This is a genomic window from Roseomonas alba (assembly GCF_019430885.1).
In the GTDB taxonomy this organism is placed as follows: domain Bacteria; phylum Pseudomonadota; class Alphaproteobacteria; order Acetobacterales; family Acetobacteraceae; genus Neoroseomonas; species Neoroseomonas alba.
The window spans coordinates 1-23,445 of record NZ_JAHYBZ010000014.1 but is presented as its reverse complement, the minus strand read 5'-3'; the positions used below and the strand labels follow the sequence as shown (position 1 = coordinate 23,445).

The 23,445-nt window shown below is 69.6% G+C and carries 22 protein-coding genes; 12 read left to right on the top strand and 10 right to left on the bottom strand.

Going from position 1 to position 23,445, the window contains the following annotated elements; translation table 11 throughout:
• Positions 1 to 92 precede the first annotated feature (92 nt).
• The 7 genes from secY to KPL78_RS27895 all read left to right on the top strand — a co-directional run bounded on the left by secY (position 93) and on the right by KPL78_RS27895 (position 7,636).
• Complete coding sequence (gene secY, locus KPL78_RS27925; RefSeq protein WP_219766585.1) at positions 93 to 1,451, top strand: preprotein translocase subunit SecY; 1,359 nt, start codon at positions 93 to 95, stop codon at positions 1,449 to 1,451.
• Positions 1,452 to 1,468: 17 nt separating this feature from the next.
• Positions 1,469 to 2,122 carry an adenylate kinase gene (locus KPL78_RS27920; RefSeq protein WP_219766584.1) on the top strand — a complete coding sequence of 218 codons (654 nt, stop codon included), beginning with the start codon at positions 1,469 to 1,471 and terminating at the stop codon, positions 2,120 to 2,122.
• A 147-nt stretch (positions 2,123 to 2,269) separates the two neighbouring features.
• Complete coding sequence (gene rpsM, locus KPL78_RS27915) at positions 2,270 to 2,647, top strand: 30S ribosomal protein S13 (protein ID WP_219766583.1); 378 nt, start codon at positions 2,270 to 2,272, stop codon at positions 2,645 to 2,647.
• A 1-nt stretch (position 2,648) separates the two neighbouring features.
• Positions 2,649 to 3,053: a 30S ribosomal protein S11 gene (rpsK, locus tag KPL78_RS27910; RefSeq protein WP_211869757.1), complete on the top strand. Its 405-nt coding sequence runs from the start codon at positions 2,649 to 2,651 to the stop codon at positions 3,051 to 3,053.
• 52 nt (positions 3,054 to 3,105) lie between these two features.
• Complete coding sequence (locus KPL78_RS27905) at positions 3,106 to 4,119, top strand: DNA-directed RNA polymerase subunit alpha (RefSeq protein ID WP_219766582.1); 1,014 nt, start codon at positions 3,106 to 3,108, stop codon at positions 4,117 to 4,119.
• Between the two features lie 29 nt (positions 4,120 to 4,148).
• Complete coding sequence (gene rplQ, locus KPL78_RS27900) at positions 4,149 to 4,571, top strand: 50S ribosomal protein L17 (RefSeq protein WP_219766581.1); 423 nt, start codon at positions 4,149 to 4,151, stop codon at positions 4,569 to 4,571.
• A 197-nt stretch (positions 4,572 to 4,768) separates the two neighbouring features.
• Entirely contained in the window at positions 4,769 to 7,636 is a 2,868-nt protein-coding gene (locus KPL78_RS27895; RefSeq protein ID WP_219766580.1) for an Ig-like domain-containing protein, read from the top strand.
• Positions 7,637 to 7,754: 118 nt separating this feature from the next.
• On the opposite strand, the gene KPL78_RS27890 is transcribed toward KPL78_RS27895, so the two are convergent.
• Entirely contained in the window at positions 7,755 to 8,273 is a 519-nt protein-coding gene (locus KPL78_RS27890; RefSeq protein ID WP_219766579.1) for an Ivy family c-type lysozyme inhibitor, read from the bottom strand.
• A 365-nt stretch (positions 8,274 to 8,638) separates the two neighbouring features.
• Between KPL78_RS27890 and KPL78_RS27885 the strand changes: the two genes are divergently transcribed.
• The gene (locus KPL78_RS27885) at positions 8,639 to 9,625 is read left to right on the top strand and encodes a cyclase family protein (protein ID WP_219766578.1); all 987 of its coding nucleotides are present in this window, start codon (positions 8,639 to 8,641) and stop codon (positions 9,623 to 9,625) included.
• A 93-nt stretch (positions 9,626 to 9,718) separates the two neighbouring features.
• On the opposite strand, the gene KPL78_RS27880 is transcribed toward KPL78_RS27885, so the two are convergent.
• From KPL78_RS27880 to KPL78_RS27870, 3 genes are read right to left on the bottom strand one after another with little or no spacing between them, the layout of a single operon-like run.
• Positions 9,719 to 10,459: a sulfite exporter TauE/SafE family protein gene (locus tag KPL78_RS27880; RefSeq protein WP_219766577.1), complete on the bottom strand. Its 741-nt coding sequence runs from the start codon at positions 10,457 to 10,459 to the stop codon at positions 9,719 to 9,721.
• Positions 10,420 to 11,817: a hypothetical protein gene (locus KPL78_RS27875; protein WP_219766576.1), complete on the bottom strand. Its 1,398-nt coding sequence runs from the start codon at positions 11,815 to 11,817 to the stop codon at positions 10,420 to 10,422. The genes KPL78_RS27880 and KPL78_RS27875 overlap by 40 nt, the downstream gene beginning before the upstream one ends.
• A complete protein-coding gene (locus KPL78_RS27870) occupies positions 11,814 to 13,151 on the bottom strand; it encodes a hypothetical protein (protein ID WP_219766575.1) in 1,338 nt (445 codons plus the stop codon). Before KPL78_RS27870 ends, KPL78_RS27875 begins: the two co-directional genes overlap by 4 nt.
• A 183-nt stretch (positions 13,152 to 13,334) precedes the next feature.
• Between KPL78_RS27870 and KPL78_RS27865 the strand changes: the two genes are divergently transcribed.
• Positions 13,335 to 15,065, top strand: a complete 1,731-nt coding sequence (locus KPL78_RS27865; protein WP_219766574.1) for a DUF3300 domain-containing protein — start codon at positions 13,335 to 13,337, stop codon at positions 15,063 to 15,065.
• A 12-nt stretch (positions 15,066 to 15,077) separates the two neighbouring features.
• Entirely contained in the window at positions 15,078 to 16,052 is a 975-nt protein-coding gene (locus KPL78_RS27860; RefSeq protein ID WP_219766573.1) for a DUF2950 domain-containing protein, read from the top strand.
• An 82-nt stretch (positions 16,053 to 16,134) separates the two neighbouring features.
• Here KPL78_RS27860 and KPL78_RS27855 read toward each other — a convergent pair whose 3' ends face one another.
• Both KPL78_RS27855 and KPL78_RS27850 read right to left on the bottom strand, forming a co-directional pair.
• Positions 16,135 to 18,141: a TRAP transporter permease gene (locus tag KPL78_RS27855; RefSeq protein ID WP_369412884.1), complete on the bottom strand. Its 2,007-nt coding sequence runs from the start codon at positions 18,139 to 18,141 to the stop codon at positions 16,135 to 16,137.
• 312 nt (positions 18,142 to 18,453) lie between these two features.
• A complete protein-coding gene (locus KPL78_RS27850) occupies positions 18,454 to 19,428 on the bottom strand; it encodes a TAXI family TRAP transporter solute-binding subunit (RefSeq protein ID WP_219766572.1) in 975 nt (324 codons plus the stop codon).
• A gap of 147 nt (positions 19,429 to 19,575) precedes the next feature.
• On the opposite strand from KPL78_RS27850, the gene KPL78_RS27845 reads away from it, so the two are divergent.
• Complete coding sequence (locus tag KPL78_RS27845; RefSeq protein WP_255569538.1) at positions 19,576 to 20,274, top strand: CBS domain-containing protein; 699 nt, start codon at positions 19,576 to 19,578, stop codon at positions 20,272 to 20,274.
• Positions 20,275 to 20,377: 103 nt separating this feature from the next.
• Positions 20,378 to 21,388 carry a transglutaminase family protein gene (locus tag KPL78_RS27840; protein WP_219766571.1) on the top strand — a complete coding sequence of 337 codons (1,011 nt, stop codon included), beginning with the start codon at positions 20,378 to 20,380 and terminating at the stop codon, positions 21,386 to 21,388.
• 145 nt (positions 21,389 to 21,533) lie between these two features.
• Here KPL78_RS27840 and KPL78_RS27835 read toward each other — a convergent pair whose 3' ends face one another.
• From KPL78_RS27835 to KPL78_RS27820, 4 genes are all read right to left on the bottom strand, one after another.
• On the bottom strand, positions 21,534 to 22,115 hold the full coding sequence (locus KPL78_RS27835; protein WP_219766570.1) for a nitrile hydratase subunit alpha: 582 nt from the start codon (positions 22,113 to 22,115) through the stop codon (positions 21,534 to 21,536).
• A gap of 1 nt (position 22,116) precedes the next feature.
• A complete protein-coding gene (locus KPL78_RS30950; RefSeq protein WP_219766569.1) occupies positions 22,117 to 22,410 on the bottom strand; it encodes an SH3-like domain-containing protein in 294 nt (97 codons plus the stop codon).
• On the bottom strand, positions 22,407 to 22,700 hold the full coding sequence (locus tag KPL78_RS30945) for an SH3-like domain-containing protein (protein WP_219766568.1): 294 nt from the start codon (positions 22,698 to 22,700) through the stop codon (positions 22,407 to 22,409). Before KPL78_RS30945 ends, KPL78_RS30950 begins: the two co-directional genes overlap by 4 nt.
• Positions 22,701 to 22,742: 42 nt before the next feature.
• The coding region (locus KPL78_RS27820; protein ID WP_255569537.1) for an SH3 domain-containing protein at positions 22,743 to 23,445 on the bottom strand (703 nt) is incomplete at its 5' end.

Here is a 23,445-nt window from a genome sequence, read left to right as displayed (position 1 = left end):
GCGGCGCGCGGGGGAACCTGTGCGCCGCAGTGTGTTGTAAGGGCAGGCTGAGCCCCGGCACGTCACGCCGGCGCGGCTCCAGGAGGACAGGCATGGCGTCGGCGGCCGAACAGGCGATGTCGAACCTTAATTTCGGGGTTCTGGCGAAGGCGACCGAGCTCAAGAAGCGCATCTGGTTCACCCTGGGCGCGCTCATCGTCGTGCGGATCGGCACCTATATCCCCGTGCCCGGCGTCGATGCCGCGGTGATGGGGGAGATCCTCGCCCAGCATGGCGGCGGGATCCTCGGCATGTTCGACATGTTCACGGGCGGCGCGCTGGGGCGGATGACCGTCTTCGCGCTGAACATCATGCCCTACATCTCCGCCTCCATCATCGTTCAGCTGATGACCGCGGCGATTCCCGCCTGGGAGGCGTTGAAGAAGGAAGGCGAGGCGGGGCGGAAGAAGCTCAATCAGTACACCCGCTACCTGACCGTGCTGATCGCGATTTTCCAGGCCTGGGGCATCGCGGTGGGACTCGAATCGATGCGCGGGCAGTTCGGCGCCGCGGTCTACGACCCAGGCTTCTTCTTCCGCCTGTCCTGCGTCATCACCCTGGTCGGCGGCACCATGTTCCTGATGTGGTTGGGCGAGCAGATCACCGCCCGAGGTGTGGGCAACGGCATTTCGCTGATCATCTTTGCCGGCATCGTCGCGAACCTGCCCCATGCGTTGATCACCACGCTGGAATTGGGCCGGACCGGTGCGCTGTCGACCATCTTCATCATCTTCTTCCTGGTGATCGCGCTGGCCGTCATCGCCTTCGTGGTGTTCATGGAGCGCGCCCAGCGCCGCATCCCGGTGCAGTACCCCAAGCGCCAGGTCGGCAACCGCATGTTCAGCGGGGAGGCGACGCATCTGCCGCTGAAGCTGAACACCGCCGGCGTCATCCCGCCGATCTTCGCCTCCTCGCTGCTGCTGCTGCCGGCGACGGTCGCGGGCTTCTCGACGGACGCCACGCAGGAATCCTGGCTGCACACGATCACCGCGCTCGTCGCCCATGGGCGGCCGCTCTACATGATCCTCTACATGGCGCTGATCGTGTTCTTCGCCTTCTTCTACACCGCCGTGGTGTTCAACCCGGTGGAGACCGCCGACAACCTCAAGAAGTATGGCGGCTTCGTGCCGGGCATCCGGCCCGGCCAGGCGACGGCCGAGTATCTCGACCGGGTCCTGACCCGGCTGACGGTGATCGGGGCGATCTATCTGTGTATCGTCTGCATCATTCCCGAGATCCTGATCAGCCAGTACGGCGTGCCGTTTTATTTCGGCGGCACTTCCCTGCTGATCATCGTCTCTGTCACCATGGATACGGTGGCGCAGGTGCAGTCGCACCTCTTCGCCCACCAGTATGAGGGCCTGATCAAGAAGGCCAGGCTGGGTGGGCGCGGTTCGCCGCGGCCGCGTTGAGCGAAGAGGGGGAACGAATGAACCTGATCCTGCTGGGCCCGCCGGGAGCGGGGAAGGGGACTCAGGCCAAGCGCCTGGAGGACCAGTACGGGATCGCCCAGATCTCGACCGGTGACATGCTGCGCGCCGAGGTGAAGTCGGGCAGCGAGATCGGCCTCAAGGCCAAGGCGATCATGGAACGCGGCGAACTGGTGCCGGATGCGGTCATCACCGCCATGCTGGCCGCCCGCGTCTCCCGCCCCGATGCGGCGCAGGGCTTCATCCTGGACGGCTTCCCCCGCACCGTGCCGCAGGCCGAGGCGCTGGATACCATGCTGACCGAGAAGGGGTTGAAGCTCGACCACGTGATCGAGCTGAAGGTGGATGACGCTGCGCTGGTCGAGCGCATCGCCGGCCGCTTCACTTGCGCGAAGTGTGGTGCGGGCTATCACGACACCTTCAAGCCCACGGCCAAGCCAGGCGTCTGCGACGTCTGCGGGTCCACGGAATTCACCCGCCGGGCCGACGACAAGGCGGAGACGGTGGCGGCGAGGCTCGACGCCTATCACCGCCAGACCGCGCCGCTGCTTCCCTACTACGCGGCGCAGGGCAAGCTGCGCGGCGTGGATGGCATGGCTGCCATGGATGATGTGGCGGCCCAGATCGGTGCGGTCCTGTCCGGAAAGGGTTGACTCTACCGGGGGCGGGGGCTAGATCGCCCCCTCCCGCGACCGGGCTAGCCCGGCCGCCGATCAGCTTTGCATGGAATGGTTCACTGCGCCGGAGGGGCTGCACCCCCGCACGGCGATTTTCGGGGCAGCGGCCCCAGGAGAGGCACTGTGGCGCGCATCGCCGGCGTGAACATCCCGACCAACAAGCGGGTGCTCATTTCGCTCCGTTATATCTTCGGCATCGGGCCGAAGAACGCCAAGGACATCTGCGACCAGCTCGGCATTCCCGACGAGCGCCGGGTGAACCAGCTCACCGACGATGAGGTCCTGAAGATCCGCGAGCTCATCGACCGCGAATACCGCGTCGAGGGCGACCTGCGGCGTGAACAGGCGATGAATATCAAGCGGCTGATGGATCTCGGCTGCTATCGTGGGCTCCGTCACCGCAAGGGCCTGCCGGTCCGCGGCCAGCGCACCCACACCAACGCCCGCACCCGCAAGGGCAAGGCCGTGCCGATCGCCGGCAAGAAGAAGGTGACGAAGTAAGATGGCCCGCGAACCCCGCGGCGGCGCCCGTGGCCCCGTCAAGCGCAAGGAACGGAAGAACATCAGCTCGGGCGTGGCCCATGTGCTGGCGTCCTTCAACAACACCATCGTGACCATCACGGACGCCCAGGGCAATGCCATCGCCTGGTCGTCCTCCGGCTCCCAGGGCTTCAAGGGCAGCCGCAAGTCCACTCCGTATGCTGCGCAGGTCGCGGCGGAAGACGCGGGCCGCAAGGCGCGCGAGCACGGGATGGAAACGCTCGAGATCATGGTGTCCGGCCCCGGTTCGGGCCGCGAATCGGCGCTGCGCGCCCTGCAGGCGGTTGGCTTCTACGTCACCGCCATCAAGGACGTGACGCCCATCCCGCACAACGGCTGCCGCCCGCGCAAGCGTCGCCGCGTCTGAGATACCAGACGCGTCGCTGAAGCTGCCCCCGGTCGCCGAAGGAGAGAAGAGAGTGCTCGAAAGGAATTGGCGTTCGCTGATCGAGACGCAGAAGTCCGTCGAGATGGGTGCGGACCCGCTGCGTACGGCGACCGTGGTGCTGGAGCCGCTGGAGCGCGGCTTCGGCATGACGCTGGGCAATGCGCTGCGGCGCGTGCTCCTGTCCTCGCTGCAGGGTGCATCGGTCACGGCCATCCGCATCGACGGCGTGCTGCATGAATTCAGCTCGCTGCAGGGTGTGCGCGAGGACGTGACGGACATCGTCCTGAACGTGAAGCAGCTCGCCATCCGCATGCAGGGCGATGGCCCGAAGCGGCTCGCGCTGACCGCGACCGGCCCGGGCGAAGTCACCGCCGGCCAGATCCAGACCACTGGCGACATCGAAATCGCGAATCCGGAACTCGTGCTCTGCACGCTGGATGACGGTGCGAAGCTGTCGATGGAACTGACGGTCGATATCGGCAAGGGCTATGTCCCCGCCGCCGAGAACCGGCCCGAGGATGCGCCGATCGGCCTGATCCCGGTCGATGCGATCTACTCGCCGGTCCGTCGCGTCGCCTATCGCGTCGAGCCGACGCGCGTGGGTCAGCGCACCGATTTCGACAAGCTGATCCTGACGGTCGAGACGGATGGCACGCTGGCCCCCGAGGATGCCGTGGGCGTCGCCGCCCGCATCCTTCAGGAACAGCTCCAGATCCTGATCAACTTCGACGAGCCGCGCGCGCGGGTCGAGGAAGAGATCCGCGACGATCTGCCGTTCAACCGCAACCTCCTCCGCAAGGTGGACGAGCTGGAACTGTCGGTCCGCAGTGCGAACTGCCTGAAGAACGACAACATCGTCTATATCGGCGACCTGGTTCAGAAGACCGAGCAGGAGATGCTCCGCACCCCGAATTTCGGGCGCAAGTCGCTGAACGAGATCAAGGAAGTCCTCGCCTCGATGGGCCTCGGCCTCGGCATGACCGTCACCGGCTGGCCGCCCGAGAACATCGAGGAACTCGCGAAGAAGGTGGAGGAGCCCTTCTAAGGGCGCCCGGTTTCTAAGGATACACAACCATGCGTCACGGAATTGCCGGGCGTAAGCTCAGCGTCACCTCCGCCCATCGCGTCGCCATGTTCCGCAACATGGCGACCTCGCTGCTGAAGCACGAGCAGATCACGACCACCCTGCCGAAGGCCAAGGAGCTGCGCCCGTATGTCGAGCGCATCATCACCCTCGGCAAGCGCGGCGGCCTGCATGCCCGCCGTCAGGCGCTGGCTCAGATCCGCGACGAGAAGATCGTGGCGAAGCTCTTCACCGAGATCGCCGAGCGCTACAAGACGCGTCAGGGTGGCTATTGCCGCGTGCTGAAGGCCGGCGTGCGCTACGGCGACGCCGCGACCATGGCGGTGATCGAACTGGTTGACCGCAACGTCGCCGCCAAGGGCCTGGATAGCGGCCCGAAGCCGGAAGCGACGGAAGAAGCGGCCGAAGACTGATCCGCGCCGACAGCGCCGGATGAGACAAAGGGGCGGATGGGGAACCATCCGCCCTTTTTCTGTGCAGAGCCTGCCATGACATTAATGCGACGTCATGGAAGTTTCGCGTCCCAGCCAGAGGGAAGAAATTTCCCACCGGTATTCCCCGCAGCGCGACCGCCCGCAGGGCGGCGGTTCATTGCGCAAAAGGACGCCGGATGTCGGAACAACATGTCGTTTTCGTCGGGATCGACGGAATACAGTTGGAGCAGATGCTCCTGCTCGGTCTGCGGGGTGAGGCCGAGGCGCTGAACAGCCTCGACATCGTCGAGGCCTATACCGGTGGTGTGCAGGGCACGGAGACCGAGCAGCCGACCGTCAGCGGCCCCGGCTGGTCCACCCTGCTGACCGGCGTCTGGACCAACCAGCACGGCGTCACCAGCAACAACGGTGCGCCCGTGGCCTCCGAGGTCGACAGCGTCTTCGAACTGGTCGATGCCGGACTCGCCGACGCCAATATCGCCTCCATCGTCCATTGGGACGACATCAACACCGGCCATTTCTCGGCTGAGGTATCCTCGGGCGTCATCGACACGGCGATGAGCGGCCTGTCGGACCAGGCGGTGACGGATGAGGCGGTCGCGCTCATCGACGCCGGCACCCCGGACTTCATGTTCCTCCAGCTCGACGACGTCGACGGCGCCGGCCACAACGCCGGCTTCGGCGAGGGTTACGAGGACGCGATCAACACGGTCTCCGCCCAGCTCGCCCAGATCCTCGCCGCGGTCGATGCGCGGGAAGCCGCCAACCCGGATGAGAACTGGCTCGTCGTCGTCTCGACCGACCATGGCCGCGACCCGAACACCGGCTCGGGCCACGGCAACCAGACCGACATGGAGCGGCGGTCCTTCATCGCGGCGAACCAGGATCTCGGCAGCTTCTCCGACCCCGTGCCGGTGACTTCCGTCGTCTCGACGATCCTCGACTTCCTCGGCATCCCCTTCACCGTGAGCGCGGACGGGCTGCAGAGCGGCTCCGTGCTGGAAGGGGCGGCCGATCCGCTGCCGCCGGCGATCGAGGCCTTCCTCACCCCGGTGGACGACCAGGCGCGCGTCGGCGTCGATACCGACCTCTCGCTCCGCTTCAGCGAGGCGGTGCAGGTCGGCACGGGCGCGATCACCATCCGCGACGCGGCGGATGACAGCATCGTCGCGGTCATCGACGTGACCTCGGACGCTGTCAGCATCGCCGGCGACACCGTGACCATCACCCTGCCGGAAGCGCTCGCTGCCGAGACGTCCTACTATGTGCTGATCGATGAGGGCGCCTTCACCGACGGCACCAACGGCTTCTTCGGCATCAGCGACCCGACCGCCTGGAACTTCAGCACCGAGGCCGATCTCAGCGCGCCCGAGATCGTCGCCCTCACGCCCGCCGACGATGCCGACGCGGTCCCGGTCGATGCCGACCTGACCATCACCTTCAATGAGGCGGTCATCGCCGGTGAAGGCAACATCGTCATTCGCCGCGTCTCCGACGACAGCGTGGTCGAGACGGTCTCCGTCACCTCCGACGCCGTCACCATCGACGGCAGGACGGTGACGATCGACCTGCCCGGCCTGCTCGAAGGCGGCGTCGAATACTATGTGCAGGTCGACGAAGGCGCGCTGCGCGACACCTCGACCCGCGTCACCCTCTTTACCGAGGATTTCGAGAGCGTCGCGCTTGGCCCCTTCGTGAGCCCCACCGAAGGCGGCGGCGACGGCACCGACTTCAACGGCAATGGCCCGGATGGCTGGACCCGGGACAACACCACCACCCCGACCGGCGGCCCGCTGGAATTCTTCGGCTGGACCGTGCTCGACAAGAATTCCTGGATCGTCAGCGCGGGCGACCAGGGACGGGGGCAGTTCTCCAACGCCTCGGGCGCCGTGCTGGTCGCCGATCCCGATGAATACGACGACGGCGCGGCCGATGTCGGATCGAACCTGTTCAACGCCTACATCAAGACGCCGGCCATCTCCCTCACCGGCATCGAGGCCGGCACCGCGACCGTGACCTTCGATTCGAGCTGGCGCGCCGAGGGTACGCAGAAGGCGGCGGTCGACGTCTCCTACGATGGCGGCGCCACCTGGACCCGCGTCATGCTCTTCGACTCGGATTCCTCCTCGGCGCACTACAAGGCCGACGCGACGAATGAGAGCATCACCGTCGCCCTCAACAATCCGGAAGGCGCGAGCGAGGCCATCATCCGCTTCGGCATGTTCGAGGCCGGCAACAACTGGTGGTGGGCGATCGACGACATCGCGGTGCAGGGTGAGGGCGACGCCACCGGCACCACCGGCAACGCCTTCGCCGGCATCGCCGACAAGGAGAGCTGGACCTTCACCACGACCCCGGTCGAGGCCCGGTTCATCGAGGGCACCAATGGCGCCAACACCCTGGTCGGCGATGCCGGCAATGACACGATCTACGGCTACAACGCCGCGGATTCGCTGGTCGGCGCCGGTGGCAACGACTCCATCGGCGGCGGCAACGGCAATGACACGCTCGACGGCGGCACCGGCAATGACCGTCTTGAAGGTCATGGCAGCAACGACGTGCTCTTTGGCGGCGAAGGCGACGACACGCTGTCCGGCGGCAACAACGATGACCTGCTGAAGGGCGACCAGGGCGACGACTTCCTCGAGGGCGGCAACGGCTCCGACACGCTGGAAGGCGGCGAGGGCGACGACCTGATGCTCGGCCGCGCCGGCACCGATACGCTACTCGGTGGCGCCGGGGCCGACACGCTCGATGGCGGGGGCGGCCGCGACCTGCTGGCCGGAGGCCAGGGCGCCGACGTCCTGACCGGCGGCCTCGGCCGCGACATCTTCGCCTTCGGTGCGGCCGGCGGCGATGACGTCGTGAGCGACTTCGCGCTCGAAGACTGGATCCGCCTGGAGGGCGGCATCACCATCGCCTCGTCCGAGGTGATCCTGGTCGACGGCGATGCGACCCTCGACACGGTGCTGCACTTCAGCGACGGCGGCAGCGTGGCGCTGCTCGGCTACAGCGCGGGGGTCGAGCAGATCGCCTTCGCCTGATGCCGCCCTGCCTTGCCGGTGATCCGTCAGCGGCAAGGTGAAAGGCGTGGCGCGCGAGGCCGGCGTGGCGGCCTCGCGCGACCGTACCTCAATCACAATGAAACCGGCATGGGGCCGCTCAGCGCGGCCCCATGGCCTCTGCCAGCGCGGGGACGAATGCCGCGAGGCCATCCCGCAGGCCCGCCGGCCAAGCGCGCGGATCGGGCGGGACAGACAGGCGCACCGCCCCCTTCTCGGTGAGCAGGATGAAGATCCGCTCGTCATGGACGTCATAGGCCAGGAAGGCGCCGCCCTCCCGGCAGCCGCCCTCCGGCATGCAGCCGAAGCCATAGACATAGCGATCATCGGCCAGGGCGACCGGTGGGCCCGGGTCGCGCAGCCGGGCAGCCAGGGCCGAGCGATGGCCGCCGCTGTTGAAGCGCAGGCCGGTGGTCATCTCCGGGCGCTGCGCCAGGGCGAGGACCGGCTCGCCGATGACGCTGGTGATGGAATCCTGGGCGGCGAGGGGGGACGCCAGGAGCAGCAGGGCGACATGGAGGGGCTTTGCCCCCAGACGCCGGAAGGCCTCGCTGATGAGCGGCCTGTTTCCGCTGTGGAACCGAGAGGGGCGTTGCCCCTCCCGGACTCTCCCCAGCAAAGGCCAAGGAGCCTTTGCAAACATCAACCTGGCGCCGTGCGCCACAGACAGAATGGCGCCGAAACCCGCACTTGCGCGCCAAGCGCGCTTGGCGGGGCGAGATTGCCTGCTGTGCTCAGCACCAAAAGACCGCGTTCCAAGTGCTCCCAGCACTTGGCGGGGTGGTTCGGAGGGGCAGAGCCTCTCCGACGCGACGATACCAGCCTTTGCCCCTCCCGACGGGGCGACCCCGGCGAAAGACGCGCCGGAAAGGCCCGCGCGCCCTCCGTGAAACCGTACAGCGACCATGCCCACCCTCTGCGGGTCGCCTTGCCCAGCGTCAAGCCGCATGGCGTCCTCGTGCGTGGCGTCGCAGGATGCCGCGCATGATGACTCCGCCCCGCTACGACGATCTGCCCCGCCCCGAGGGCGACCCAACCGGCCTCCCGCTCTCCTGGGGCGTCTGGGGGGCGGATGACCAGGTCGGCACGCTGAACCGCATCACCGCCGAGACCGTCGCCGCCGCGCGCGAGGAAATCCGCGACGGTCGCCGCTTCAACATCAACCTGCCGCTCGACGAGCCCTTCGGCGCAGCACTGCCCGGCGCCCATCGCCGCCGTGCCGCCCCGCACCCGGTCATGGTGTCCGAGGAACATCCCGGCCGCGTGACGCGGGACGACCGGCTGGACGGCTTCTGGTTGCAGGCCAGCACGCAATGGGATGGGCTGTCGCATTTCGCCGATCCGACGCATGGCTTCTACAACCACGCGCCGCTGTCTTCGATCGTGCATGGGGCGGACAGCCGCAATGGCATCGACAAGGCGCTCGCACACGGCATCGCCGGGCGCTGCGTGCTGGCCGATCTGGCACGGCATTTCGCCCGCACGGGGCGCGACTGGTCGCCGATGGGCGGCAAACGCGCGACGCCGGACGACCTCGCCGCCTGCCTCGCCGCGCAATCCGTCGCGCTGCGCCCGGGCGACATCCTGCTGGTGCGCATGGGTTGGACCGAGGCCTTCCGCGCCGCCCCCGACGCCGAGGCGCGCCACCTGCTGATCCAGGGCGTGAACGGGGCCCGCGACTATTCGGGCCTCGATGGCAACGAGCCGATGTGGCGCTTCCTCTGGGATGCCGGCATCGCCGCGGTGGCGGCCGATAACCCGACGGTCGAGGCCTGGCCGATCTTCCCCTGGAAGCCGGCCCTGCATCTTGCCATCGCGCGCCTCGGCCTGTGCCTGGGCGAGTTCTTCGACCTCGAGGCGCTCGCCGCCGACAGCGCCGCGACCGGCCGCTACACCGGCTTCATGACGGCGGCGCCGCTGAACCTGCGGGGCGGGATCGGGTCGCCCGGCAATGCGCTGGTGATCCGGTAGCCCTTCCTGGACTCGGCTGGTAGTTCTAATTATGTTCTCACTGCCAAGGGTGGGAATTTGTCCGAAACAGCACACGCCGGCGTGAAGGCGGCGCTACCCGAAGGCCCGCACCACCAGCCAGGCACCCAGCACCCCCAGCGCCATCTGCACCACCCGCCGGAACGCCGCCTCATCCAGCCTCAGCCGCAGCCGGCGCCCGGCCTCCATGCCCAGGAAGGCCGGCACCATCCCGAGGCATGACGCGAGCCCCAGCTCCGCCGGCAGCATCCCGCCTCCGGCGAGCCCCGCCGCCATCGCCCCGTTCACCAGCACCACGCCCAGCCCGAATCCCTGCACGAACTGCTCCCGCGGCAGCCGGATGGCCTGAAGCCAGGGCGCGGCCGGCACCAGGTAGCTGCCGGTGAAACCCGCGATCGCCCCCGAGGCGAGGCCCATCGGCGGCCCCAGCCAGATCTCGGCGCGCGCCCCGGGCGCCGGCATCCGCGGCGCCGCCAGCGCCACGGCGGCCGAGGCCATCAGGCAGACCCCGAGTAGCCCCGACAGCAGCACCGCATCCGTCCGGGCCAAGTGTCCCGCCGCGAGGAATGCCGCCAGCGCCGAACAGCCCAGGAAGACCCCGATGCGCGGCGCGACCTGCCGCAGCGTCCCGCCCGCGAGCGCCTGCCACAGATTGGTGGCGAGCGAAGGCACCAGCATCAATGCCATGGCCTCGGGCAGTGGCCGGAACAGGGCGAGCAGGGCGATGGAGATGGTGGGCAGGCCGAATCCGGCCACGCCCTTCACCAGGCCGGCGATCAGGAAGACGGGGATGACGAGGAGGAGGAGGTGTTCCATGCCGTGATCCTGCTCCGAAGCTGCTCGTCATCGGTCAGGCCGAGACCGAAGCGTGGCGCGAGCCCGAGTGCCGCCGCCAGCGGCACCAGCCAGATGATCCGCGCCTGGTAGCGATCCGCCGGCCCCGACAGCGCGCCGGTCGCGAAGGCATTCACCACGACCGCCAGCAGCAGCCCGGCGATCAGCCCGGCCGCCGTCCGGTCCCGCCGCCGCACCGCGCGCAGCAGGGCGAACAGCGCCAGCGGCAGGCTCAGCAGCACGATCGCGGGCTGCAGCGTCAGCCACGGCATGGCGAGCGCCGGCAGCTCCCCGCGCATCTGCGCGGCGGCATCGAAGGCCGCGAGCTCGGAGGCCGGCATCCGTTCCACGGCGCGCCGCGCCGAGGCAACAAGATGCTCCGCCCCCAGCGTGTCGCCCACGGCGAAGCGCTGCAACTGGGCCAGGGTGTTGCGCGCCATGGCCTCGGCGACCGCGCGCGGATGCTCGCGGAATGTGGCTTCCAGGATGGCCTGCGCCTCGGGCGCCGCGCGCACGCCGCCCATGGCGATGGGCGATCCCGTCACGCTGCGGTTCAGCGGCGATTGCGGGTCCCAGAGGAACGTGTTGCTGTCCATCGGCAGCCGGTCGGCGAAGCCGCAGAGCCGCCAGCCCGCCGCCGGGCAATGGGCCCGGATGGTCTCCGCCGCGGGCCCGTCGGCCTGCAGCCGTGCCAGCAGGAAAACGGCACCGTTGGGCGACAGCGTCGGCCGCCCGGTTGCCCAGGCATTGGCCGCGACCAGCCCGACGATGGCGATCACCAGCGGCAGCGCGGCCCGCAGCCCCGCGCCGATCGTCCGCCCCGCCACGCCGATGAAGACCATCAGCGCCAGCGCGGTCGGCAGGTGCGACAGATGCGTCGCGATGGCGAGCGCGCCGAGCAGCACCAGCCATGCCGCCTCGACCGCGCTCAACCGGTCCCGCGCGAAGCCGAGCAGCAGCAGGCAGAGCGGCCCGATCGCCGTCAAGAGATCCGGCATCAGCGTCGCCGCGAACCAGGGCGCCGAGGTCAGCGCCGCGAGCGCCGCGCAGAGCAGCCCATGGCCCAGCGCCGTCGCCTCGCCGCGTAGCCCGCGCTGGGTCAGCCACAGCAGGTGCGACAGGATCAGCCCCTGCGCCGCGAGCGGCACCCACAGCGACCAGCCCCAGTGGAACAGGTGCAGGAAGGCGCCATAGGCCGGCGTCTTGTCCCAGGGCCATTCGGGAAACAGCGTCTGGCCGAGATAGGAGACGCTGTCGATGAAGACGAGCGGATAGCCGTTCAGCGCCGCCGGCCAGACCAGCATCGCCGCGCCGAGCAGGATGGCGAGGACGGGGATCACGCGGGTCTCCGCGTCACGGGGATCGCCAGGCAGACAACGAGCGGCAGCAGCCAGGCGATGCGCGCCTGATAGCGTGGGAAGACCCCTGAAAGTCCGCCGGTCGCGGCGGCATTCGCGACGATGCCCACCAGGACGAAGCCGAGCAGAGCCAGCACGGCCGCATCCCGCGCGCGCCAGGCCCGCCAGGCGATCCAGCCCAGCAGCGGCAGTGCCAGCAGCAGCGCCGCGGCATGCAGCGGGACCAGCGGCGCGACGATCGCCCGCAGCCGGTCCTGCGCCTGCAGGCTTGCGTCGAAGGTTGCGACGTCGCGCGGCGGGAAGCCCTCCGCAAGGCGCGGGCGCAGTGCGGTGGCGAGGTTTTCCGGCCCCAGCGTGTCGCCGATGCCGAAGGTGACGAGCTGGCGCAGCGTGTTGCGCAGCATCGCCTCCGCGACGGCGAGCGGATGGGCGCGCAGCGTCTCGCCCACGATCACGCCGGCCTCGGCGGAGAGCAGCGCGCCGCCGAGGAAGCGGGGATGACCTTCCGCGTCACGGTTCACCGGGCTGTCCGGCTGCCAGAGGAAGTCGTTCGCATCCATCGGCAGCCGGTCGACGAAGGCGCAGAGATACCAGCCGGCCTCCGGGCAGCGCGCACGGATCACCGCGGTGGCCGGCCCATCTGCCTGCAACCGGGCGAGCAGGAAGGTCGCGCCATGCGGCGACAGGGCGAGACGCCCGTGACCAACCACATTGCCCGCCAGCACCATCATGACCGCGGCGATCGGCGGTGCCGCGGTCCAGGCCGCATCGCGCAGCCCGCGCCGGCGCGGCAGCCCCGAGAGGAAGGCCATCGCCACCAGCGCCAGCGCGATCGGCAGATGCGACAGATGCGATGCGATGCCGAGTGTCGCGAGCAGCGCCACCCAGGCGACCTCGCCAGCCGACAACGCCTCGCGTCCCGGGCCGAGCAGGAACAGACCCAATACCACGACCGACGCGAAGACATCCGGTAGCAGCATCGCGACGGTGAAGGGTGCCGTGCTCAGAACGGCCAGGCTCAGGCAGGCCAGCAGGTGGCGCCCTGGTGTCGCCTTGCCCCGTGCGGCCCGCTGCGTCAGCCAGATCAGGTGGGAGACGATCAATGCCTGCGCCGCCACAGGCGGCCACAGCGACACCCGCCAATGCGCCAGATGCAGCAGCGGTCCGTAGACCCAGGGTTTGTCCCACAGCATCAGCGGCCCGAGCGTCTGGTGCAGGAACCCGCCCGTATCGCTGAACACCAGCGGATAGCCGTTCACCAGCGCCGGCCAGACCAGCAGCATCGCGCCGCCCGCCACCGCGGCCAGCGCCGTCATGTCCGCCCGATCCCTGCCGACTCCATCCGAGGCATCCCGATGCCATACCGCAAGCCTCGCCCATCGCGCCCGCTTCGCAAGGGATTCGCAAGGGTGGGGGTCGCATTGCTCCGCTCACGGCGCCAGGCGTAGGCTCCCGCACGGAAGCGAAGGGCGCAGCGTGCGCCGGCAGAGGAGAACGGCATGCCAGTCAGCACGCTGCCGCCGGATGGCGGCATCGCGGGCCGAGTGCGGCAGGAGGCATGGCGCACCGCCCGCCACCGCGGCCTGGCGGGGGCGCTCACGGCATTGTGGCTGCTGGGCATGCCGCAACCCGCAGCGGCGCAGCAACCGTCGGCCACGGCCGCCGCACCGCGTCCTGTCGCGACCTCGGGCCAGCAGCAGGCGCTGACCCAGGCGCAGCTCGAGCAGCTTCTCGCACCCATCGCGCTCTATCCCGACGACCTGCTGATGCAGGTCCTGATGGCCTCGACCTACCCGCTCGAGGTAGTGCAGGCGAAGCGCTGGCTGGGTGAGGGCCAGAACGCCGCGCTGCGCGGCGATGCCCTGACCCAGGCCCTGGTCGCCCAGCCCTGGGACCCTTCGGTGAAGTCGCTGGTGCCCTTCCCCGACGTGCTGACCATGATGAACGACCAGCTCGACTGGACGCAGCAGCTTGGCGACACGGTGCTGGCGCAGCAGCAGGACGTGATGAATGCTGTGCAGGTCCTGCGCGGCCGCGCCCAGGCCGCCGGCACGCTGCAATCCGGCCCGCAGCAGACGGTGAACGTGACACAGACGGTGAATGTTCCGCCACCGGCCGCCGGTGCGCCGCCGCCGGTCGTCACGCCGCCGCCGCAGGTCATCACCATCGCGCCGACCCAGCCGAACACCGTCTATGTGCCCGCCTACGATCCGAATGTGGTCTATGGCACCTGGCCCTATCCGCAGACGCCGCCCTACTATTACCCGCCGCCGGTCGGCTGGGGGGTGGGCAATGCGCTGCTGACCGGCATGGCCTTCGCGACCGGCGCGGCGGTTGTCGGGTCGCTCTGGGGCTGGGCCAGCCCATCCTGGGGCCGCGGCAACATCGACGTGAACGTCAATCGCTACAACAACATCAACGTCAACCGGGCGCAGATCAACAACAACGTCTGGCAACATGACGTCAGCCATCGCCACGGCGTCGCCTACAGCAATGACAGCGTGCGCAACCGGGTCGGTGCCACGCGACCCGGCGTGGACGGCGTCGACCGGACCCAGGCGCGCGACCAGCTCCGCGGACGCATGGACCAGGCCGAGCGCGGCGGCGGGCTGGGGGGGGACCGGCAGGGCGCCGGCCGGCTCGGCGGCGATGGGCCCGGCCTGGGCGGCAACCGCCCGGGCGGCGGAGACGGGCCGCTGGCCGGGGCCCGCTCGGGTGGCGGCGATGGCCCGGGTGCGGGCGGCGGGCGTGGGGGGGGTGACGGACCCCTGGCAGGCGCTCGCCCTGGTGGTGGAGATCGCCCGGGTGCCGGTGGCGGCCGCCCCGACGGGGATGGTCCCCTGGCCGGAGCGCGCCCGGATGGCAGCAACCGTCCCGGCGGTGGTGCCGGCGCCGGGCGCCCCGGGGGCGGCGATGGGCCCTTGGCCGGGGCAAGGCCTGGAGGCGGTGATCGGCCCGGCGGGGGCGGCGGCGCGCAGGCCGGCGCCCGCCCCGGCGGAGGCAGCACGCCGCAGCGGCCCAATGCCGGCCAGGGCAACCGGCCGCAGGCGCAGCGCCCTGACGCCCAGCAGAGGCCCACGCCGCAAGGCTTCCAGGGCATGGGCCAGGGCAGCCGCGACCGCGCCGCCGCCCAGCGCGGCGCGTCGAGCCGGCAGGCCATGCAGCGCCCCGCCGGGGGCGGTGGCCGTGCCGGGGGTGGCGCCCGCGGCGGTGGTGGGCATCGGCGATAGGGGAGGCATGCAATGATCCGGACTGCCCTGCGCGGCGCCCTCGCCGCCCTGATCCTCACCCCCGTGGCCCTGGCCCAGGCGCCAGTCCCGGGTGATCCGCCCGCCGCCGAGCAGCCCGCGCCCCGGCGGCGCGCGCCCTCGCAGCAGACCTTCCGCACGCCGGAAGAGGGCTTCTCCGCCCTGGTGGCCGCGCTGCGCGCCCCGGGCGATCGCCAGGCGCTGCGCGTGCTTGGGCTGGGGAGCATGCGGCTGCTGCGCTCCGGCGATCCGGTGGCCGATCGGGCGGCGCGGGATGCCTTCCTCGCCGCCTTTGACCGGAAATCGGAGATCGTCCGCCCCAGCCCCGGTCGCGCGGTGCTGCAGGTGGGCGAGGATGGCTGGCCGCTGCCGCTCGTGCTGGTCCAGCGCAACGGCACCTGGCGCTTCGACACTGCGGCCGCGACGCAGGAGATCGTCGATCGCCGCATCGGCCGCAACGAGCTCGACACCATCGACACGCTGCGCGAGTTGGTCCGCGTGCAGGAGGAATACGCCCGGGGCCCCGGTCGGCAGGGCGCGTTGCGCGTCTATGCGCAGCGCTTCATGTCCACGCCGGGACAACATGACGGCCTCTACTGGCCGAGCGAACCGGGCGCGCCGGAAAGCCCGCTCGGTCCGCTCGCGGCCGAGGCCAGCGCCGAGGGCTACGGCCACGCCGCCGGCAGCACCGCACCACAGCCCTTTCACGGCTACCTGTTCCGCATCCTCGCAGGGCAGGGGCCGGCGGCGCGGGGCGGGGCGCTGGACTATGTGGTGAACGGGCGGATGATCGGCGGCTTCGCGATCGTTGCCTGGCCGGCCCGCTATGGCGTGTCGGGGATCAAGACCTTCATGGTCAGCCACGACGGGATGGTTTGGGAACGCGACCTGGGACCGGACACGGCGCAGGCGGCCGCGGCGATCACGCGGTTCGATCCGGGCGAGGGGTGGTCGCGGGTGGCGGAGTAGGATCCGGGAAGAGCTCTGCTCCATACGCGCGACGATGCGACAGTGACCGCGATGGGGAGGGGCAAAGCCCCTCCCTGGCCTGTCACGCCGCCCGCGGTCGTTGCAGCACCAGCAGCCCCACCGCCAGCGCCATCCCGATCCAGTGCGGATAGGGCAGCAGATCCGCCGCGAAGTGTTCGATTAGCGCGGGGAAGATCATCAGCAGTCCGGCGATCGCCAGGCCGACGCGCTCCCACGCTGCCATCAAGCGCCGCCCGTAGCCCTGCGCTGCCGCTGCCAGCGCGGCGAGGCCTGCCGCCGCCAGCACGAACTGCCAGATCACGTCGATCCAGGTCATGCTGGGCGTGAAGCTCAGCAGCAGGCCGACGCCCTCGGGGTCGGTGACGAAGACGAAGGGCAGCAGGAAAGCCGGCAGGGTGTATTTCCACGCCTGCAACGTGGTGCGGTACGGCCCCGCGCCGGTGATCGCCGCGGCCGCGAAGGGGGACAGCGCGGTGGGTGGGGACACCTCGGACAGCACGGCGTAGTAGAAGACGAACATATGCGCCGCGTAGTCCGGCACGCCGAGCTTCATCAACGCGGGCGCGGCCACCACCGCGCAGATGATGTAGGATGCCGTCACCGGCACGGCGAGGCCGATCACCCACACGATCAGCGCGGTGTAGAGCGCGGTCACCACGATCGATCCGCCCGCCGCCTGGATGGCGATGTCGCTGAACTTCAGCCCGAGCCCCGTCAGCGTGATGATGCCGACGATGATGCCGGCGCTTGCGCAGACGGCGGCGATGCCCACGGCCTGGATGGCGCCGCTGGCCAGCGTCTCGATCAGCTTGCGCGGCCACAGCGCCTGTTCGGGCCGGATGAAGGACAGCACCACGGCGACGATCATGGCGTAGAGCACCGACAGCGTTGCCGAATACCCCCACACCATGAAGACGATGATCGCGATCAGGGAGGAGAAGTGGAACCCGTACTTCCGCACGAGCTGCGGGATGGGCTCGACCGTCATGCCTTCCACGGCGCTGATGCCGCCGCGCTCGGCGGAAATGCGCCGCTGGTCCAGTTCCACCATGAAGAGCAGCGAGGCGTAGTAGAGAATGGTCGGGATCACCGCCATCTTCAGCACGTCGAGATAGCCGATCTTCAGGTACTCGGCGATCAGGAAGGCCGCCGCGCCGAGCACGGGCGGCGAGATGATCGCCCCCAGCCCGCCCGCGGCGAGCAACCCGCCCGCATCGTCGGCGCGATACCCCACCTTCTTCATCATCGGCCAGGCAACGGTGCCGAGGGTGACGGTGGTCGCCACGCCTGACCCGGATGGTCCGCCGAGCAGGAAGGAGGACAGCACCACGGTCCGCCCTGCGCTCGCTGCCTTGCCGCCCGTCGCGGCGAAGGAGAAGTCGACGAAGAACTTTCCCGCCCCACTCGCCTGCAGGATCGCGCCATAGATGGTGAACAGGATGATCAGCGTCGCGGAGACATCGACCGCCGTGCCGAATATCCCCTCCAGCGTGATGGTCAGGTGCGGGATCAGCCGCTCGGAATCATAGCCCTGGTGCTGCCAGGGCGGCGGCAGGTGGTTGCCGAAGAAGCCGTAGAGCAGGAACAGGATCGCCACGACCGGCATCACCGGTCCCGTGGTGCGCCGCGCGGCTTCCAGCACCAGTGCGATCAGCATCCAGCCGACGACGAGGTCCATCGGCTCCGGGAAGATGTAGCGGTCCTGGAGATCGTCGCCGCCGGCGATCAGGTACCAGATGCAATAGACGGCCGCCGCGGCGAGCACGACGTCCCATGGCATCAGCCGGTTGCGGAAGCGCCGCAGCACCGGGAACAGCACGAAGCCGAGCACCAGCGCGAAGCCGACATGCACATAGCGCAGCGTGGTGGTGGGCACGATGTCCCAGGCCGCCCAGAGATGAAACAGCGACATGGCCAGCGCGAGCATGGTCGCGCCATAGCCGAGCCAGCCGGAGAAGCGGTTCTGTGCGCCCTCTTCTTCCTCGATCAGTTCCTCGATGCGGGCGGCGGTCGCATCGTCAAGGTTATCGACGGCTGCCTCGGGCGGCAGGTGGTGGTTGTTGGACACAATGGTGCTCCGATCGGCGATGCGTGCGGCGGAAAGGGACCTCGCCCTTTCCGGACTTGACCCCCGCCTCGGGAATCGACGGATGTTGCCGTGCAACGTCCATGGATCCCGGACTCCATCGCCTGGCACCGTGCGGCGCTGTCAGCGCCTTCTTGTGCACGGGGGACAGCCCCGGGCGCGCGTCCCGACAATCGCGCCCTGCGCCGGATGACGGTGTTCCAGGGGGGACATCGCCCCCCGGGGCGGATTCCATCGGCGATGCGCGGCATCGCCGACGGGGGGTGGCGGAGGGACTCGCCCCTCCGGGTGGGATCAGAGGCTCGCGCCCTGGCCCTTCCAGAAGGTCTCGGCCGCCGGGTGCCACGGAATGCCCGCCGCCGCCGATTTCTGGGCCGCCAGGGTGAAGTCCCGCGCCGCGGAATGTACCCGCGCCCAATCCTCCCGGTTGGTCCAGGTCACCTGCAGGATCTTGGTGACCAGGTCCGCCGGCATGTCATCCCGCACCGCCATGATGTTGCCGACCGACATCTGCTTGTTCGGTGTGGTCTGGCCGGGATAGGTGCCGGCCGGGATCACCTCGGGGAAATAGACCGGACCGTATTTCTCGACGATCTTCGGAATGTACTGGTCATGGTCGATCAGCACGAGCTGCACCCCCGGCGTCGCGCCGAGATCGGTGATCGCGCTGGTCGGCACGCCCGAGACGAAGAAATACGCGTCGAGCTTGCCGTCCTTGATCGCATTGGTGCTCTCGGCCGGCGACAGGCGTTCGCGCGCACGGAAATCCTTGTCGCGATCGAGCCCCGCGCCTTCGATCAGCCGGAACGCCATGACCTCGGTCGCCGATCCCGGCGCACCGGTGGACACGCGCTTGCCCTTCATGTCTTCCATCGACCGGATGCCGGTGGAGGCCACCGTCACCACCTGCATGCGATTGGTGTAGAGCACCGCGATGGCACGCGCCGCGACCGGACGGCCGCGGAAGCGGTCACGCCCCTGCAACGCATCCACCGCCGCGTCCACCTGCGTGATGGCGATGCCGACGCGGTTGGCGCCGAGCAGTTGCATATTGGCAACCGACCCGCCGGTTACCTCGACGGTCGCGCTCATGCCCGGAATGCCGCGGGAGAGGTAATTCGCGAGCGCACCGCCCAGCGGATAATAGACGCCGCCTGTGGTTCCCGTGGCGATGGCGAGTTGCTGCGCCGCCTGTGCATGCACCAGACCCGGCATGGCGATCACGCCACCTGCTGCGGCGATGAGATTGCGACGTGAAATCCCGGACATATTTGCCCCTCCTCCATGTTCTTGGACTGTAGATGCTGGATATCCTTGTCTGCCTATGCCGTTAAGTCCACGCCGTTGATCTGACGCAAGGCGACCGGCCGCCAGTGGCGGCATTCTGCGAGACAGCCTTACTGGAGGAATGAGCCAATGCCTGGTCTGACCGCCCGCGACCTGATGACCCCCGACGTCGTGACCGTGCCGCCGGAAACCCCGGTGATGGCCATGGCCCGACTGCTCGCCGATCGCGGAATTTCGGCGGTGCCGGTGGTGGACGCTGCCGGCAAGGTGCTTGGCATCGTGACCGAAGCTGACCTGATCCGCCGCCTTGCCGGTGAGGAGGACAAGCCTGCCTCCTGGTTCTCGTCCCTGTTCAGCGATCCGGCCGGCCAGGCCGAACGCTTCGCGCGCACCCACGGGGTCACCGCGAAGGATCTGATGACCGAGAAGGTCGTCAGCGTCGCGCTCGACACCACCGCTGCGCACATTGCCCACATGATGGAGGAGCAGCACATCCGCCGGGTCGTGGTGCTCGAGGATGACAAGCTGAAGGGCATCGTCAGCCGCGCCGACCTGCTGCGCGCCCTCGTGACCCCGGCGCATGAGGAAGCCGAACTCTCCGACGAGCGCATCCGCCGCGCCGTTATGGCGGCGATGAAGAAGGAGCCCTGGACCGACACCTTCTACACCATGGTCGAGGTCGAGAACGGTGTCGTCACCTTCCACGGCTTCCGCCGTTCCGACGCCGTGCAGCGCGCGCTGCGCGTGCTGGCCGAGAACGTGCCTGGTGTGAAATCCGTGACGGACGACACCCAGCCCATGCCGGTCTTCATCTACGGCGGCGTCTGAATCCCGTATCGTGCGGCCGGTGCCATGGCGCCGGCCGCAGCACGGGCAACTCTCGCCCGGGGCCGCGGTTCCCTGGTATTGCGCGAACCGGAGGAATCCTTGCATGGCCCGCATCCGCATCCGTCACATGACGCGTTACGAGTACAAGACGCCCGTCGGGTTGACGCAGCACCGGCTGATGGTGCGTCCGCGCGACAGCCACGACCTGCGGCTGCATGACGCGACGCTCGCCGTGTCTCCCGTTCCGCGGGTCACCCGCTGGGCGCATGACGTCTTCGGCAATTCCGTCTGCCTGATCGACTGGGAAGCGGATGCACGGACCGATCACCTCGAGATCACCTCTGAGCTCGACCTCACCCACTACCCGGCCGGGCCGGAACTGCCCCGCGCCACCGTCGATCCGTCGGTCGAGGTCTTCCCCTTCTCCTACGCCGCCGAGGAAGCCCCGGACTTGGCGCGGCTGCGGGAACGCCACCTGCCCGACCCGCAGCGCCGGGTGGATGCCTGGGCACGGCGCTTCCTGGCCCAGGGCGGGGCGACGCGTACCCTGCCGATGCTCGAGGCGATGACGCGCGCCATCCGCGACGAATTCACCTACGAAGCCCGTGACGCCGAGGGCACGAACAGCCCGGTTGTGACCCTCGAAACCGGCAGGGGCGCGTGTCGCGACTTCACGTTGCTGATGATGGAAGCGGCCCGCAGCCTTGGCCTGGCCGCGCGCTTCGTCAGCGGCTACCTCTATGACGCGACTGGCACGGGCGTGGTTGGCGGCGGTGCCACCCACGCCTGGTGCTCCGTCTATGTCCCTGGCGCGGGCTGGGTGGAGTACGACCCGACCAACGGGCTGGTGGCCGGCGAGAACCTCATCCGCGTCGGCGCGACCCGGACGCCGGACCAGGCCGTGCCGGTCGGTGGCGGCTTCTTCGGCAAGGCCGACGATTTCGGCAGGCTGCATGTGGATGTCGCCGTGATGGTGGGCATCGGGGACGATCCTCTGCCGCCCTTCGACCCACCTGCTCCGTCCGCGCCGATCGCCGAAGCGCCCGCCGAGGAAAGCCCCGCAGCCGATCCGGCCGCAGAGGCTGCGGCGACGACGGAGCCCTCCGTGGCGTGAAAGGGGCGTTGTCTCATACGCGCGAAGATTAGGCCGCTGGCGGAGATGGAGAGGGACCCTGCCTCTCTCCGGACCTCACCGCGCCAAAGGCCCTACGGCCTTTGGTGGGGTAGTTTGGAGGGACGAAGTCCCTCCAATCCGCCGGTCAGACGATCGGCACCGCCACCCCGATCATCGCATCCCGCGTGACCAGCGACGCCAGCCTCGCCTCGTCCCAGCCTTCCGTCCCGGCCGGGCGCATCGGCAGCACCATCCAGCGATAATCCGCCGTGCTGTCGACCACGCGCAGTTCCACGTTGTCCGCGAGGTTCAGCCCCCATTCCGCCAGCACGGCGCGGGGTTCGCGCACGGCCCGGGACCGGTAGGCGAAGGACTTGTACCAGTTGGGCGGGTAGCCCAGCACCGCACGCGGGTAGCAGGAACACAGCGTGCAGACGACCAGGTGATGCCGCGCCGGCGTGTTCTCCAGCACACCAAGCGGCGGGGCGCCGGCCATGGAGACACCCATCTCCTCGGCCGCGGCCTTGCCGTCGGACAGCAACAGGGCGCGATAGGCCGGGTCCGTCCAGGCCTTGGCCACCATGCGGGCACCGGTTTCGGGGCTGGCGCGGTCGGTGATGGCCTGGCGCGCGGCGACTTCGGCCTCGGTGGCGATGCCCTTGGCTTCCAGCGCGGCCATCAGGCGGTCGAGCAGCGCAATGCTGTCGGGACGCGGGGGTGCGGCCATGTCAGGCCTCCTCCAGCCAGTGTTCGAAGACTTCCACCATCACGGTGTCGCCGGCCCGGCCTTCGTGCCAGATCGGTTCCTGCGGAAACAGCACATGGTACAGCGTGCGCTTCGGCGCCGGCCGGGCGAAGGCCAGGTCCTCGGGATTGGCGAAGGCGCCGAGGGGCCGGACGACGGTGCCCGTGCGGCCGCGGATGTAGTGCGGCGTGCGGATGTGGCAGGGGCCGCGGCGCTCGGGCCAGTCATCCTTCACGCGCACGGTCGCACCGGGGGCGAATCGGGGGGCACCGCTCATTCCAGCACGTCCTTCGCGACCATGCCCTTCTCGACCATCAGCCCGGCGATGGACCGCAGCCAGCGCTCGTAATAGCCGAGGGCGAAATACTCGGGCTCGGGGATGGATTCGATCCCGCGGCGGAGCTCATCCACCGTCATCAGCCCCTTCTGCGCCAGGATCTGGCGCAGCGCGTCGACCTTCTTGCCGAAGGCGTCGGGCGGGACTTCGTCATGCTCGACCGGGGTGCAGCGGAACCGGGCCGCGCCGCCGAGGTCGTGGATGGCTGGAATGGGCGTTTCTTCCGACATGCGCGGAGGCTAGGCCGGCCGGTGCCGCTCCGTCCAGCGTGGCTACTTGATCTCCTCGTCGGGCAGCACGCCCCACAGATCGGCGCGCCGGATATAGCCGCGATAGTCGCCGGTCTGGGCCTCGCACCACGGATTGCCGGCCTCGCATTGACGCAGCCGGACGATGACGCCGGGGCGCAGCCGGGCGACCGGGGCGGCGTCGGGCTCGGGCCGGCGGCGCAGCGGTGTCTCGCTGCCCGGGGCGCCGCGGACGATGGCGCTGCGGCGGCCCATCAGGGTGGATTGGTGGACCCAGCCCTCCGTTCCGTCGGGATCGCGGATGCGGCGCCACAGCTCGAATTCCCGAGTGATCTCCACCGGCAGCTCGCGTCGCTGATAGGTCCATTCGATCGGGAAGCGGGTGCCCGGTCCGGTGCGGAGGTTCACCTCGTCCGACCGCAGCGCGGCGAAGCGCGGCAGGGGCAGGCTGGTGACCGATCCGACCGAGGGCTGTGGCTCGGGCGGCGTGGCGGGTGCGGGCGCCGGGGCGGCGGGCGCCGGTGGCCGCGCCGTGGCGGCGCCGGCGGCAGCACCCGCCGCTCCCGCCGCGGCGCCGGCGGCCGCACGGTTGCGGGTGGTTGTGCCGGATGACGGGCGGGTGGCCTGGTTGGCGGCGGCGCCGCGCGGGCGAGCATCGGGGCGGCTGGGTGGGCGCACCACGGGCGCGGCCTGTTCGGCGGTCGGCCGCCGGGGCGGCGGCGTCGGG